The sequence below is a fragment of the Sinimarinibacterium flocculans genome, assembly GCF_003201205.1.
In the GTDB taxonomy this organism is placed as follows: Bacteria; Pseudomonadota; Gammaproteobacteria; order Nevskiales; family Nevskiaceae; genus Solimonas; species Solimonas flocculans.
The window spans coordinates 120,969-135,573 of sequence record NZ_QICN01000004.1 but is presented as its reverse complement, the minus strand read 5'-3'; the positions used below and the strand labels follow the sequence as shown (position 1 = coordinate 135,573).

Sequence of the window (14,605 nt, the reverse complement as noted above, 5' to 3'; positions counted from 1 at the left end):
CGAATGCGGGGGCCGGCCGTGACGCCGGCCCGGCCGAAAAACCGGTGAATTATGCGGACTCGGCCGCAAAAAACGCCAATGCCGCGTCCTTGTCGCGGTGCATCTGGGCCGCCAGCGCATCGAGCGACTCGAACCGGGCCTCCGGGCGCAGGAACTCGCGGAAGCGCACTTCCACGCAGGCGCCGTAGAGATTCACGTCGTGGCCGAGCACATGCGTCTCCAGCAGACAGCGCGTGAGGCCCAGTGTCGGTCGCACCCCCAGGTTCGCCACGCCCGGCAGCGCCGCCGCGCCGTCTACGTCGAGCCGCCGCAGTTCGACCACATAGACGCCCAGGCGCAGCGCCGGACGCCGCTGCAGGCTGAGGTTCGCCGTCGGCATGCCGAGACGCCGGCCGAGGCGCAGACCGCTGCGGATGCGGCCGACGAGCCGGTAGGGCCGGCCGATCAGCGCCTGCGCACGCCGCAGGTCGGCCGCGGCGAGCGCCTCGCGCACTGCGGTCGAACTGCAGCGCAGTCCGTCGTGTTCGACCCCGCCGACCACGTCGACCTCGAATCCGTTCTCGCGTCCGAGCCGTCGCAGCAAGGTAAGGTCCCCGGCGCGTCGTGCGCCGAAGCGAAAATCGTCGCCGACGACGATGCCGCGAATCTGCAGCCGCCCGACCAGCAGCTCGCGCACGAACGCCACCGCTTCGTACGCGGCGAATCCGCGATGGAACCGCTGCACGATCAGCCGCGCCACGCCCATCGCATGCAGGTCGAGCAACTTGCCGCGCAGCGTGCTGACCCGGCCCGGGGCGCGCTCGCGGGAGAAATACTCGCGCGGCGTCGGCTCGAAACTCAGGACCGTCGCCGCCGCGCCGAGCCGACGCGCATGCTCGACGGTGCGCGAAATCAGGGCCTGGTGCCCGCGATGCACGCCGTCGAAGTTGCCGATCGTCAGCACGCAGGGGCCCGCGGTATCGGGCAGGTTGTGCAGCCCACGAACCAGCTCCATCAGACGGCCTCCGCGCGCCGGAAATGCCGGGGCCGCAGACCGACGATGCCCAGCGCCGCGAAGTATGCCGTCGCCGCCACCGCGATCACAGCGGCCAGCCGCCCCGCACGATCGGCGAGCCCCGCCGCGAGCCAGCTCTCCAGCGGGCCGGCGAGGGTCAGCAGCAGCGCCGCCAGCACCAGATTGCCAATGACCAGCCGCAGGCCGAACGCGCCCCAGCCCGGCCCGGGCACGTAGGCCCGGTCCTGACGCAGACGACGCAGCAGCAGCCCGGCGTTGATCCATGCCGACGTTGCCGTTGCCGCCGCGAGTCCGGCGTGCGCCGCCGGCAGCTCGAACAGCTTTGCGCTGACGAAGACCGTCACGCTCAGCGCCATGCCGCAGCACAGCGCGGTGATCGCGTAGCGCACCGGCACACGCGTTTCCTGGCGGGCGTAGAAGCCGGGCACCAGGATCTTGACCAGCGAAAAGCCCATGAAGCCGGCCCCGTAGGCCCAGAGCGCGTACATGGTCATGCGCACGTCGCGCTCGTCGAAGGCGCCGTGTCCGAAGAGCGAGGCCACCAGCGGCCCGGCGAACAGCACCAGCCCCAGTGCCGCGGGCACGCCGATCAGCAGCAGCACGCGCAGCGCCCAGTCCAGCGTCTGCGAGAACGCCCCCGCCGACTGCGTCGCGTGCTGCGTCGCCAGCGCCGGCAGGATCACCGTGCCGATCGCGATGCTGAACACGCCGAGCGGGAACTCCATCAGGCGGTCGGCGTAGTACAGCCAGCTCACCGCCCCGTCGCCGAGAAAACTCGCCAGCGCGGAATCGAGCAGCAGACTGATCTGCGCCACCGAGGAGCCGATCATCACCGGAATCATCAGACCGACAATGCGGCGCACCTTGGCGTGGCGCCAGCCCCAGCGGGGGCGCGGCAGCAGCCGCAGCCGCCACAGCGACGGCAACTGGAAGGCGAACTGCAGCACGCCGGCGACGAAGACCGCGTACGCCAGCAGGTGTACCGAGCCGGCCTCGATGAATGCCGCGGCGATCAGGCAGATGTTGAGAATCACCGGCGTGAACGCCGGCACCGCAAAGCGGCCGCAGCTGTTCAGCACGCCCGACGCCATCGCCGTCAGCGAGATGAACATCAGGTAGGGAAAGGTCCAGCGCAGCAGCTCGGTGCCGAGCGCGTGTTTCGCCGGATCGGTGCCGAAGCCCGGGGCGAACAGCCACATCAGCAGCGGTGCCGCCAGGCAGCCGGCGAGCGTGATCAGCGACAGGACCCCGGCGAGCGTGCCCATGGTCACTGCCACCAGCTCGCGCGCCTCCTCGGGGCTGCCGGTCGTTCGCGCCTGCGCGAATACCGGCACGAAGGCCTGGGAGAACGCCCCTTCGGCGAACATGCGACGGCCGAAGTTCGGGATCTTCAGTGCGATGAGGAAGGCGTCCATCGCCGCGCCGGCCCCGAAGGCGCTGGCGAACAGCACGTCGCGCACGAAGCCCAGCACGCGCGACAGCAGCGTCATCGCACCGACGACACCGGAGGATTTGAGCAGGGACGCGGACATAGGCCGCGGAAGTGTAGCCGCTGCGCTCGAAATACGTGGCTTTTCAGCGGCTTCCTTGGGGCGGTGGATTGACATCGGCGGGCCCGATGCCCATACTCCGCGGCCTTTTCGATTGACCCCGGCCGCCGGCCGGCATCAGGAGTATCCCCCTTGGCCAACATCGCCAGCGCAAAGAAGCGCGCCCGTCAAGCTGAGAAGCGCCGCACACGCAACGTTGCGCAGCGCTCGATGGTGCGCACCACGATCAAGAAAGTCGTCAAGGCCATCGAGGCCAAGGACAAGACGGCCGCCGTCGCCGCCTACAACGAGATGGTGCCGGTCATCGACCGCTATGCCACCAAGGGCATGATCCACAAGAACAAGGCTGCGCGTCACAAGTCGCGCCTGTCGGCACACATCGCCGCTCTGGCGTAAGCACGCCCTTTCGGGCAGTGCAAAAAAAGCGGGCTTCGGCCCGCTTTTTTTGTTGCGCGTTCGTGACAGTCCCACCCCCGGGGTGAAACTACCCTTTCGACGCCGCGGGGCTGTCAGTAAACTCGCCGGCACATTGTCGGACGAATCCGGCTTGGGGTCGGACGCAGGCGTCGCGGACGCCGTCGTCGGCAATGACAAAGCCGTCAGGCGATCAAATCTACTCAGGGGGTCAGAGCATGCTTCTCAATCGGCATCAGCGCCGGGCGCCGTCTGTGCGTCTGTCGGCGCTCGCGGCTGCACTCGCGTTATTCGGCAGTAACGGCGTCCGCGCCCAGACAGGCGACGACATCGCCGTCGAGCCCGCGGTCATCGACGACAGCCAGACCATCGTCGACGCACTCTTCGCGGAGCCTGCGGAAGCAGAGACGATTCCGGTCGACCCGCTGCGCAGCGAAGCCCTGGCCGAGAACGTCGCCGGAGCCCCGGGTGCAACCGAACTCGACGCGATCGAGGTCACCGGATCGCGCCTCGGCCGTGTGGCGATGGAAGGCGCCCTGCCGGTCACCGTCATCAGCCGCGAGGACATTCTCGCCAGCGGCAAGATCTCGGTGGCCGACGCCCTGCGCACCTCGACCTTCAACAGCTTCGGCTCCTATACCTCGATCTCCGGCAGCAGCGGCCAGGGCCAGACCGTCGTGTCGCTGCGCGGCCTGGGCTCGAACCGCACCCTGGTGCTGGTGGACGGCCGCCGCATCGCCACGTCGCCGTCGCTGCAGGGCAGCGGCGTCGACCTCAACACGATCCCGCTGGCGGCGGTCGAGCGCATCGAGATGCTGTCGGACGGCGCCTCCGCCATCTACGGCTCCGACGCCATCGGCGGCGTCATCAACGTGATCCTGCGCAAGGACTACAGCGGCGTCGAGATCGCGGCCGGTCTCGGCCGCCCGGACAACCCGGGGGCCGACGAAGAGGACGCCTCGATCGTCGCCGGCGTCTCGACGGGCGACAGTCGCATGCTGTTCGGCGCGTCGTACACCAACAAGGAACCGATGTTCCTGCGCGACCGCGACTACTCGCGCAGCACGCTGCCGGAGCCGAACGCCGACGGGAGCTACAACTTCTCCGGCACCACCGGCATCTCCGGCTACGGCAACACCGTGCTCAGCAGCGACTTCTCGCGCACGCTGCGCGCGCCGGACGCCGGCTGCCAGGAATCGCTGGGCTTCTACCGCCTGATCGACGATGTCGGCAACTTCACCGGCATCCAGGGCGGTGACATGTGCGGCTTCGACTTCACCCAGTACGCCGCCGACTCGACCGAGCTGACCACCAGCTCGGTGTTCGTCAAGTACGGCTACGACATCAGCCTCGACCTCGGTTTCGAGATCACCGCCACCTACGCGCAGTCCGAGAGCTTCGGGCGCTTCGCACAGGCCCCGGACCTGCTGTTCGTGCCGGGAACCGCGCCGACCAACCCCTTCGGCGAGGACGTCTACGTGGCCCACCGCTTCGAGCCGCTGGGCACGCGTGACAACCGCAACCGGTCGGGCGTGCTCAGCGTGCTGCCAGTGCTGACGTACACCTACGACCTGCTCGACATCGAGGTCGGCGCACGCATCAGCCGCTTCACCTTCACCGAACTGGGCTCGGGTTACCTGCTGCGGTCGTCCGCGGCTGCGGCCGCCGAGTCCGGCGCCTACAACCCGTTCGACCTGACCGAACCGGGCTCCGAGGAGACCCTCGACTCGATGACGGTGACGACCACGCGCGACGGCCTCACCGAGTACCGCGAGGTCTTCGGCACGGTGCGTGCGCCGCTGTTCGAGATGCCGCTGGGCACGGTCTACAGCGCCTTCGGCGCCGAGTACCGGCAGGAGCGCTTTTACGACAAGTACGACTCGCAGTCGGAAGCCGGCGCGGTCGGCGGCTCCTCCGGCAACTCCTCGGACGGCAAGCGCAACGCCTACGCCGTCTTCGGCGAAGTGGGCCTGCCGGTCTACGAGGGGGTCGAAGTCGACGTTGCCGCCCGCTACGACCACTACTCCGACGCGGCCGGCGGCGCCTTCAGCCCCAAGGTCTCGGCCCGCTGGCAGGCCCGCGACAACCTGACGGTGCGCGGCTCGGTCGGCAAGGGTTTCCGTGCGCCGCTGCTGTCCGAGCTCAACGCCAAGGACAGTTTCAGCGCCGAGAGCGCACGTGACCTCGTCGTCTGCCGCGAAGCCGGCGTGCCGGACTCGCAGTGCGCCGAGTCGCAGTACAACACCTTCATCACCGCGAACCCGGATCTCGATCCCGAGACGTCGACGCAGTTCGGCTTCGGCATCGCGATGCAGCCGGTCGACTGGGCCGACTTCACGCTCGACTACTACAACATCACCATCGAGGATTCGCTCACCACGTACACCGTGCAGAGCCTGATCTTCCGCGAGCTTCTCGGCCAGCCGCTGCCGGAGGGCACGGCGGTGAATCGGCGCGACAACGGCGGCATCGACAACGTTGTCACGACCACCGACAACATCGCCGAGATCCGCACCGACGGCCTCGACCTGCTGCTCAACACCCGCTTCGCCCTCGGCGACTGGGGCATGCTGCGGCCGTCGCTGGCTGCGACCTGGGTGCTGAGCTACGAGGAAGACGACGGCGTGCTGCCGGCGCGCGATCAGGTGGACGATCCGGGCGTGCCCGAGTACCGCGTCACCGCCACGGTGCCGTGGACCTACGGCGCGTTCACGACGACCTGGAATGCGACGTTCATCCCGGCGACCGCGGCCTCGACCGACCCGGGCGACCCGGACCCGCTGCGCCTGCAGCAGTCGGGCCACGTGGCATCCAACTTCGTGCACGACCTGCAGCTGAGCTGGGAATCGCCGTGGAACGGCACGCTGATCGTCGGCGTGCGCGACCTGTTCGATCGCGGCGTGTCGACCAACTTCAACCTGACCAGCCCGTTCTACGACCAGACGCTGTACGACCCGGTGGGGCGCATGCCCTATGCGCGGGTGATCCAGCGCTTCTGAGGCGGCAAACGAAAGCAAGACGGGGGCCGCAAGGCCCCCGTTTTCGTTGTGCGCTCGCTCAGCCGGCGAGCACCAGATTGTCGCGATGAATCAGCTCCGGCTCGCCCGGCCGGCCGAGCCGCCCGCTGATCTCGTCCGAGCGCGCGCCGACGAGTCGCCGGGCATCGGCGGCATCGTAGTTGCTCAGGCCACGGGCCACCTCGGCACCGTCGGCATCGACGCAGGCGATGAGGTCGCCGCGCGCGAAGTCGCCGGTGACGCTGCGCACGCCCACCGGCAACAGGCTGCGCCCCTGCTCGCGCAGCACGCGGGCGGCGCCTTCGTCGAGCTGTACGCGGCCGCGCAGCTGCAGCTGCCCGGCAATCCAGCGCTTGCGCGCCGCCATGACCCCCTGCGCCGGCTTGAGCAGGGTTCCGAGTGCTTCGCCGCCCCTCAGCCGACCCAGCACATCCGGCTGGCGGCCATGGGCGATGATCGTCGCCGCACCCGAGCGCGCCGCGGTATACGCCGCCGTCAGCTTGGTCCGCATGCCGCCGCGGCCCAGCTCGCCCTTGCTGCTGCCCGCCATCGCCATCAGGCGACTGTCCGACAGCTCGGCCTCGGACACCAGCGGTGCGTCCGGCTGGACGCGCGGATCGGCCTCGAACAGGCCGTCCTGGTCGGTGAGGATCACCAGCAGATCGGCCTGGATCAGGTTGGCGGTCAGCGCGCCAAGGGTGTCGTTGTCGCCGAGCCGGATCTCGTCGGTGGCCACGGTGTCGTTCTCGTTGACCACCGGCACCGCACCGAACTCGAGCAGGGCCGTCAGCGTGCCCTGGGCATTCAGATAGCGCGCACGATCCGCCACATCTTCATGCGTAAGAAGAACTTGCGCCGCTTTTATGCCGTGTTGCTTGAACTCGTGCTCATAGGCCCGCACGAGTCCCATCTGGCCCACCGCCGCCGCCGCCTGCAGGGCGTGCAGGTCGGTCGGACGCCGCGCCAGCCCGAGCCGCGCCATGCCTTCGGCCACGGCGCCGGACGAGACCAGCACCACCTGGACCCCGGCGGCACGCAAGGCCGCGATCTGGGCACACCAGTCCGCGATCGCCGACTGGTCCAGGCCCGCCCCCTTGGCGGTGACCAGGGAACTGCCGACCTTGATGACCCAGCGGCGGCTCGCCGCAAGCTTGCTGCGTGTGGCACTCATGGGCTGACGGGCGCTCGGCGCCGGGATTCAATCGCGTGGACGTTTCGGGGCAGACGGGCGACGCGCACGCGTATCGCGCTTCACACTGCGGCCCAGATCCTTGTTGGGGACGGCCTCGGTCGGGTCGCGGCGCGGCACGCTCGCCCGGCGGCGTGCGGGGCGTGCAGGAGCCTCGGTGCTCGCAGGCGCCTCGGGTTCGGCTGCGGGCACCGCCTGCGCCTCCACCCAGGCCATCGCCGCCTCGCACAACTCGTCGCAGCCGTGCCGCGTCGCCGCCGAGATCGCGAACCACGGCCGTTTCCAGCGCAGCCGCCGGATGGCCTTGTCGACCAGCGCCCGCCACTCCGCCTCGGGCATCAGGTCGGTCTTGTTGAAGACCAGCCATTGCTCCTTGTGCGTCAGTTCGGCGCTGAAGCCCTTGAGCTCGCCGTTGATCGTGCGGATGTTGGCGACGATGTCGCTGCCGTCCGGCGGCTGGATGTCGACCAGGTGCAACAGCAGACGCGTGCGCTGCAGATGCTTGAGAAAGCGGATGCCCAGGCCGGCGCCGTCGGCAGCACCTTCGATCAGGCCCGGAATGTCGACCATCGTGAACGAGCGCGCCGCGCCCAGGGACACCACGCCCGGCTGCGGATACAGCGTCGTGAACGGGTAGTCGGCGATCTTGGGACGCGCCGCCGACACCGACGCCAGCAACGTGGACTTGCCGGCATTGGGTAGGCCGAGCAGGCCGACGTCCGCCATCAGCGACAGCTCCAGGCGCAATTCGCGCACCTCGCCTTCGCCACCCTTGGTCGCCTTGTACGGCGTGCGGTTCACCGAAGACTTGAAATGCGGATTGCCCAGTCCGCGATGCCCGCCTTGCGCCACCTTGATGCGCTGTCCCGGGCGCATCAGCTCGCCGATCAGCTCCTCGGTGGCCTGGTCGAAGATGCGCGTGCCCAGCGGCATGCGCACTTCCAGATCGTCGCCGGCCGCGCCGGTGCAGTTGGAGCCCTGGCCGTGGACACCCGCCGGCGCGCGGAAGCGTCGCGTGTAGCGGAAGTCCGCGAGCGTGTTGAGATTGGGTTCGGCGATGGCCCACACGCTGCCGCCCTCGCCGCCGTCGCCGCCGTCGGGGCCACCGAAGGGCATGTACTTCAGGCGCAGGAAGCTGATGCAGCCGTTACCACCGCGGCCACCCTCCACAACGATCTTGGCTTCGTCGACGAACTTCATGGTGCGAGCTTAGGCTCCTGCGCACAAAAAAGCCCCGGAAGTCCGGGGCTTTTCGTCGCGCTGGCGGTGGATCAGGCCGGAACCACGTCCACGAAGAGCTGGTTCCGCGGCCCGCGCCGGCGGAATTCGACCTTGCCTTCGGCAACCGCGAAGATCGTGTGGTCGCGGCCCAGGCCGGTGTTGGTGCCGGCGTGATACTGCGTGCCGCGCTGGCGGATGATGATGTTGCCCGCAATCACCGCCTCGCCACCGAACTTCTTCACGCCCAGGCGCTTGGATTCCGAGTCGCGTCCGTTGCGGGTACTGCCGGCTGCCTTCTTATGTGCCATTTCGGATTACTCCTGAATTCTGATCGAGACCGGCGCTCAGGCGCCCTGGATCGCAGTGATCTTCACTTCCGTGAAGTTCTGGCGATGGCCCTGTTCCTTGTGGTAGTGCTTGCGGCGGCGATGCTTGACGATGCGGATCTTTTCGCCGCGACCGTGCGCCAGCACCTCGGCGGTCACGCTGCCGCCCTCGACCTTCGGCGTGCCGACCTTGACCTGCTCGCCCTCGCCGATCATCAGCACGTCGTCGAAGGACACGGTGCTGCCGACGTCTGCCGTCAGGCTCTCGACCTTCAGGGTCTGCCCCTGGGCCACCCGGTACTGCTTGCCACCCGTCTTGATCACGGCGTACATCGTTGACTCCAAATCTAATTTTAATTGTAAGCCGCAGCGCTGGACGCACCCGGCCCGAATGAAGCGCGCAATTGTAGGGACCGCCCCCGCCAAGGTCAACAAAAATCGGCGCTTAGCGCCGTTTTCACAGCGGCCAGGCCCACAGCAGCAACGGGATCGCGGTGGCGATCACCAGCAGCTCGACCGGCAATCCCAGGCGCAGGTAGTCGCCGAAGCGGAATCCGCCCGGCCCCATGATCAGCGTGTTGTTCTGGTGACCGATCGGGGTGAGGAAGGCGCAGGAGCCGCCGATCGCCACCGCCATGAGGAACGGGTCGGCGCCCACGCCGAGCTGGGTGGCGGTGCCTAGCGCCACCGGACACATGACCGCCGCGGTCGCCGCATTGTTCATGAAGTCGGACAGGGTCATCGTCACGACCAGGATCAAGCCCACGGCCACCACGGCATTGCCCTGCGCCACCGTGTTCAGCAGCACGTCGGCCAGCAGCCCGGCTGCCCCGGTCGAGGCCATCGCCCCCGCGACCGGCATCAGGGCCGCCAGCAATACGATGACCGGCCAGTCCACCGCGTCGTAGACCTTGCGCAGCGGCACCAGATCCAGCACGACCACCGCGAGCGCGCCGGCGGCGAATGACACCGCGGCGGGCAGCCAGCCGAACGCGGCCGCGGCGACGGCCGTGACCAGCGTCGCCACCGACAGCGCGGCCTTGCGCGGATCGGGAATCCGCAGCGCCCGATCGGCGAGCGGCACGCAACCGAAATCGGCGGCGAACCCGGCAACGGCCGGCATCGGCCCCTGCATCAGCAGCACGTCTCCGGGACGGATCAGCGTCGTCTTCAGGCGCGAGATCGAGCGCTGTCCGGCGCGCGACAGCGCCAGCATGTTCAGGCCGTAGCGGTTGCGAAGATCGAGCTGCGTCGCCGAGCGCCCGCCGAGCGCGGAGCCCGGCAGCACCGCCAGCTCGACCAGCGCGATCTCGCCGCGCTCGTCGTCGCGCGACGAAGTCTTGCCCTGCCCTTGCTCCGCCTCGTCGGCCTTGTCTTCATCCGGTGCCTTGCGCGATTTTCGCTCCGCCTGCTCGGCGTCCTCGTCGCTGTGGCTGTCCGCTTCCTCGAGTTCCAGATCCAGTGCCGAAAGCACCGAGGCCAGCGCGCCGGGATCGGTCTCGATGACGAGGATGTCGCCGGCCCGCAGCCGCCGGTACGGCATCGGCGCGGTGATCCGGGTCTCGTTGCGGATCAGGCCGATGATCTGTGCGTCGTTGTTCTCCAGTGCCTTGTCGATATCGGACAGGGTCTTGCCGGCGCTCTTGCTCTTCTCGCCGATGCGCACTTCGGTGAAGTACCGCCCGGTGTCGAAGCCTTCCACGGTCGCGCGCTCGCGGGCCGGAACCAGGCGCCAGCCGATCAGCACGATGAAAGCGACACCTGCCAGCGCCACGCCGACACCCACCGGCGCAAAGTCGAACATGCGGAACGCCCCTTCACCGACCTCGGCACGGAAGCCGGACACGATCAGGTTCGTCGGCGTGCCGATCAGCGTGGTCATGCCGCCGAGAATCGAGCCGAAGGCCAGCGGCATCAGTAACCGCCCGGGCGGCAGGCCGAGCCGGCCGGCGGTCTGGATCGCGATCGGCATCAGCAGCGCGAGCGCGCCGACGTTGTTCATGAAGCCCGACAGCACCGCCGCAACCACGGTGAGGCCGGCGACGGTCAGCGCCGGGCCGGCACCCGCGGGAATCAGGCGCCGCGCCATCGCGTCGACCGCGCCCGACAACTGCAGCGCGCGACTGATGATCAGCACGCCGGCCACGGTCACCACCGCCGGGTGCCCGAAGCCCGAGAACGCGGCGTCCGCATCGACCAGGCCGGCGAGCACGCAGGCGAGCAGCGTCGCGCCGGCGACGAGGTCGTGACGCCAGCGCCCGGACACGAACATCACGATGGCGATGCCCAGGATCGCCAGAATCAGGCCTTGGTCGAAGCTCATGGCCGGCAGTCTGCCGCAGAACGGAACGCCGCGGCCAAGCGTCCGCGATTGACGCCATGCCGGGGCACACCTAGCATCGCGCGGCCCCATGAAACTCCCCGACATTCTCGACCCGATTGCCGACGATCTGCGGCGCGTCGACACGACCATCCGCGAGCGCCTGCGCTCCGAGGTCGCGATGATCAACGAGATCGGCGCCCACATCGTCTCCGCCGGCGGCAAGCGCCTGCGTCCCGCCCTCGTGCTGCTCAGCGCGCGTGCGCTCGGCTGCACCAGCGAGGAGCCGGTGCTGCACGCAGCGACGATCGAATTCATCCATACCGCGACACTGCTCCACGACGACGTCGTCGACGAATCGGGCCTGCGCCGCGGCATGAAGACCGCCAATGCCGTCTGGGGCAATGCCGGCGCCGTGCTCGCGGGCGATTTCGTCTACTCGCGCAGTTTCCAGATGATGGTCGACAGCGGCCGCATGGAAGTGATGCGCGTGATGGCCGACACCACCAACGCCATCGCCGAAGGCGAAGTCCTGCAGCTGCTCAACTGCGGCGACCCCGACGTCGACGAGACACGCTACCTGCGCGTCATCGAACTCAAGACCGCGCGCCTGTTCGAAGGCGGCTGCCGGCTCGGCGCGATTGCCGCCGACGCGCCCGCGGCCCGCCAGGACGCCCTCGCCCGCTACGGCCACCATCTGGGCATCGCCTTCCAGATCGTCGACGACCTGCTCGACTACACCGCCGACCCGGCCGTCAGCGGCAAGAACCTCGGCGCCGACCTTGCCGAAGGCAAGCCGACGCTGCCGCTGATCCAGGCGATGAGGGCCGGTGATGCCGGGCAGTCCGAGCTGATCCGGCAGGCGATCCGCGACGGCCGCATCGACCGACTCGACGAGGTGCTGAAAGCTGTTGAATCCACCGGGGCGATTCCTTACACTCGCGCCCTCGCTGAACGGCACAGCCGCGACGCGGCGCAGGCGTTGAGCGAAATTCCCGACTCGCCATACAGGAACGCACTGCTGGAACTGGCGCGCTTCAACCTGACGCGCGCCGCCTGATCGAAAGATCGAATGCGGGGCGTAGCTCAGCTTGGTAGAGCGCTTGCTTCGGGAGCAAGAGGTCGCAGGTTCGAATCCTGTCGCCCCGACCAGAGATCGTTGGACGAAGCCCGGCACAGCCGGGCTTTTTCGTCCCGGCGCACAACGAAGGCCGCAGGTTGCTCGGCCACATGCGGCCTCGCAGCTCGCTCACGCTCGAGGCCAACCTGCGGGGCGTCCGATGACGCGATGCGTCATTGTCGAATCCTGTCGCTCCGACCGGTCCGATCGCATCAACGAGCCGCTACGCGGCCTGCAGTGCCTTGATGACTTCTTCCGGTTTGGCCTTCAGTGCCTTGAGCAGTGCGCGAGCCGGTCCGGTCGGAGTGCGCAGACCCTGTTCCCAGTTGCGCAGGGTGCCGACGTTGACCTCGATCAGCATGGCGAACTGCTTTTGCGACAGGCCGGTAGCGTTACGCACCGCACGAACCTGGGCTGCGTCGACATGGAACTCGCGAGAGGGCGCGCGCTCGCCACGAACGATTTCGCCGGCCTGCGCCGCGCTTTCCATCAGTCGATTAAAGAGCTTTGTATCCATCACCAGTTCTCCACGACCTTCTTGAGCAATTTCTTCTGAGCTGCCGAGAGGTCGTCCTTCTTGTTCTTCGTATACACCAAGAGCATGAGGATTTGACCTTCGGCAACCCGCCAGTAGTAGATGACCCGAGCGCCGCCACGCTTGCCGGTGCCCGGAATGTTCCATCGGATCTTCCGCACACCACCCGTACCTTGAATGGTGTCGCCACTGTCCGGATAGCTTGCGAGGTGCTGCTGCAGTCCTGCATAGATCTCATCCGGCATGACGGCCTTGATGTCTTCGCTAAAGGCGGCTGTCTCGATAAAGATCATGCGCTTGATCATACACCGCTGGTGTAGTGCGTCAATGGTGTACTTTTTCAACGCACGACGCAGCTTGTTCGGCCAGGCGCGACGTCTTGCTCCCGAAGCAAGTGCGCGGACGCGTGGACGCTAGCGCATCAGCACCGCGGTGAGGGGCTGGGCAAGAATCCACAAACCCGCGACGGTGAAGGCGATCATCAGCGCCAGCATCGGCAGCTGACTGAGCATCGCGTCCCGACGCGACGCAAAGCGCTGTAGCGCGATGCGGTGGGCCACGAAGACGCTGACGATGTGGCCGAGAACGATCAGGCCGACCTGGGTGTGCCAGACCACGCTGTAGTCGGGAAGTATCGGCGCTCGGAACATCTGTGCGGTGCCGAACAGGTCCCATTTGCGGCCGAAGGGGTCGGAAACCAGGCTGAGTATCTTCAGGCCGTTGGCCAGCAGCAGCGCCGTGTAGTGCGTCATGTGATAGACGATGGCGATCGGCAGCAGGGCATAGGCGAAGTCCAGTGCCAGTTCGCGCAGGGGCCGCGGGCTGCGGGTGAGCCAGCGTGCCAGCGCAATCGCACCGAGGTAGGCGCCGAGGTAGACGAACGGCGACGCGAACAGCCACAGCGATTCCCAGCCGAGAAACCACGGCCGCAGGCTGGCGTAGGCATTGACCGGCGCGACGCCCAGCCACCGGGTCATCAGGCCGGTGGGGTCCGCCCAGAACAGGCCGACCCACCACTGCGTGGCCTTGAGTCCGTCGAAGGCGGTGGTCGACAGCATGGCCAGCGCGAAGCTGAGGCTGCTCAGGTCGCGCGGACGCTCGCTCAGCAGCCCGGCGAACGGCCAGCGCAGGTGCAGCCTTCCGGGCTCGTCACCCTCGCCGCGCCGGTAATCGACCGGCGAGAGCAAGGCGATCAGACGAAGCAGCACCGCGAAGAACTCGCAGTGCGCGAACCAGGCCCGGCGCCCGACCAGCCAGATGCCGGCCAGGTTCAGCAGCGTGTAGCCGACGAGGAAATGGCCCAGCGGCACGGGGCGCCCGGTGCCGAACAGTTCGAATGCGATGAACCCCAGGTACAGGCCCAGCGCCGGCCAGTCGCCCAGCCGTTGCGGGTAGCGCACGCGGCCGTGCGAGAAGCCGCGCCAGAGCCGGTCCAGCGCATCGCCGAGTGTGCGCCACGGATTCAACGCCGCGTAGAAGTTGCCCACGACGACGGTGAGATAGGGAAACAGCAGCACGAAGATGACCCAGAAGAAGGTCATGCCGAAGTTGCGCACGGGGTCGCGGCTGCCCAGATAGCCGGTGGCCACGCACAGCATCAGCACCTGCACCCCGGTCAGACGCAGCGCCGGCAGGCAGCGACGCAGGGCACGGACGACGCCGGTCCCACGGATGTCCCGGCTGGCCGGCGCCGCCGGCGCGTGGCGCGCGGTGAGCAGCACTCCGGCGATGACGAACGACGCCACCAGCGTGATCGCGGCGGCCCAGCCGTACATCCACACCGGCACCGGCGGGTTGTACAGCGCCGAGAAACCATGCGCAGCCACCTCGCCCGGCAGCAGCAGCGGGCCCGCCAGCGCGAGGCGGGCGCACGCCTTCACGTCGTGCGCCCGCGACTC

13 protein-coding genes and 1 tRNA gene are annotated in these 14,605 nt (G+C 68.2%); 4 read left to right on the top strand and 10 right to left on the bottom strand.

Annotation, left to right across the window (positions count from 1 at the left end; all coding sequences use genetic code 11):
• Positions 1–49: 49 nt before the first annotated feature.
• Positions 50–994 carry a bifunctional riboflavin kinase/FAD synthetase gene (locus C8D93_RS09320; RefSeq protein WP_110264916.1) on the bottom strand — a complete coding sequence of 315 codons (945 nt, stop codon included), beginning with the start codon at positions 992–994 and terminating at the stop codon, positions 50–52.
• Positions 994–2,547: a murein biosynthesis integral membrane protein MurJ gene (gene murJ / locus C8D93_RS09315; protein WP_110264915.1), complete on the bottom strand. Its 1,554-nt coding sequence runs from the start codon at positions 2,545–2,547 to the stop codon at positions 994–996. Before murJ ends, C8D93_RS09320 begins: the two co-directional genes overlap by 1 nt.
• 150 nt (positions 2,548–2,697) lie before the next feature.
• Here murJ and rpsT point away from each other — a divergent pair, with 150 nt between their 5' ends.
• Both rpsT and C8D93_RS09305 read left to right on the top strand, forming a co-directional pair.
• Positions 2,698–2,961: a 30S ribosomal protein S20 gene (gene rpsT, locus C8D93_RS09310; protein WP_110264914.1), complete on the top strand. Its 264-nt coding sequence runs from the start codon at positions 2,698–2,700 to the stop codon at positions 2,959–2,961.
• A gap of 236 nt (positions 2,962–3,197) precedes the next feature.
• Positions 3,198–5,978: a TonB-dependent receptor plug domain-containing protein gene (locus C8D93_RS09305; RefSeq protein ID WP_211307277.1), complete on the top strand. Its 2,781-nt coding sequence runs from the start codon at positions 3,198–3,200 to the stop codon at positions 5,976–5,978.
• A gap of 58 nt (positions 5,979–6,036) precedes the next feature.
• On the opposite strand, the gene proB is transcribed toward C8D93_RS09305, so the two are convergent.
• The 5 genes from proB to C8D93_RS09280 form a co-directional block, all read right to left on the bottom strand.
• Positions 6,037–7,167 carry a glutamate 5-kinase gene (gene proB / locus C8D93_RS09300; protein WP_110264912.1) on the bottom strand — a complete coding sequence of 377 codons (1,131 nt, stop codon included), beginning with the start codon at positions 7,165–7,167 and terminating at the stop codon, positions 6,037–6,039.
• Between the two features lie 27 nt (positions 7,168–7,194).
• Positions 7,195–8,385 (bottom strand): Obg family GTPase CgtA, encoded by a 1,191-nt coding sequence (gene cgtA / locus C8D93_RS09295; protein ID WP_110264911.1) that lies wholly within the window; start codon positions 8,383–8,385, stop codon positions 7,195–7,197.
• A 71-nt stretch (positions 8,386–8,456) separates the two neighbouring features.
• Positions 8,457–8,714, bottom strand: coding sequence for a 50S ribosomal protein L27 (gene rpmA, locus C8D93_RS09290; RefSeq protein ID WP_110264910.1), 258 nt, complete (start codon positions 8,712–8,714; stop codon positions 8,457–8,459).
• 36 nt (positions 8,715–8,750) lie between these two features.
• Positions 8,751–9,065 (bottom strand): 50S ribosomal protein L21, encoded by a 315-nt coding sequence (gene rplU, locus C8D93_RS09285; protein WP_110264909.1) that lies wholly within the window; start codon positions 9,063–9,065, stop codon positions 8,751–8,753.
• Positions 9,066–9,189: 124 nt separating this feature from the next.
• Positions 9,190–11,055, bottom strand: coding sequence for an SLC13 family permease (locus tag C8D93_RS09280; protein ID WP_110264908.1), 1,866 nt, complete (start codon positions 11,053–11,055; stop codon positions 9,190–9,192).
• A gap of 88 nt (positions 11,056–11,143) precedes the next feature.
• On the opposite strand from C8D93_RS09280, the gene C8D93_RS09275 reads away from it, so the two are divergent.
• Positions 11,144–12,112, top strand: coding sequence for a polyprenyl synthetase family protein (locus tag C8D93_RS09275; RefSeq protein ID WP_110264907.1), 969 nt, complete (start codon positions 11,144–11,146; stop codon positions 12,110–12,112).
• 15 nt (positions 12,113–12,127) lie between these two features.
• Positions 12,128–12,204, top strand: a tRNA-Pro gene (locus C8D93_RS09270).
• A gap of 191 nt (positions 12,205–12,395) precedes the next feature.
• Here the strand turns inward: C8D93_RS09270 and C8D93_RS09265 are convergent.
• From C8D93_RS09265 to C8D93_RS09255, 3 genes are all read right to left on the bottom strand, one after another.
• Positions 12,396–12,689, bottom strand: a complete 294-nt coding sequence (locus C8D93_RS09265; protein WP_110264906.1) for a type II toxin-antitoxin system RelB family anti-toxin transcriptional regulator — start codon at positions 12,687–12,689, stop codon at positions 12,396–12,398.
• A complete protein-coding gene (locus tag C8D93_RS09260; protein WP_245903864.1) occupies positions 12,689–13,012 on the bottom strand; it encodes a type II toxin-antitoxin system RelE/ParE family toxin in 324 nt (107 codons plus the stop codon). Before C8D93_RS09260 ends, C8D93_RS09265 begins: the two co-directional genes overlap by 1 nt.
• A 108-nt stretch (positions 13,013–13,120) precedes the next feature.
• Positions 13,121–14,587: a hypothetical protein gene (locus C8D93_RS09255; RefSeq protein ID WP_146216558.1), complete on the bottom strand. Its 1,467-nt coding sequence runs from the start codon at positions 14,585–14,587 to the stop codon at positions 13,121–13,123.
• Positions 14,588–14,605: the final 18 nt, after the last annotated feature.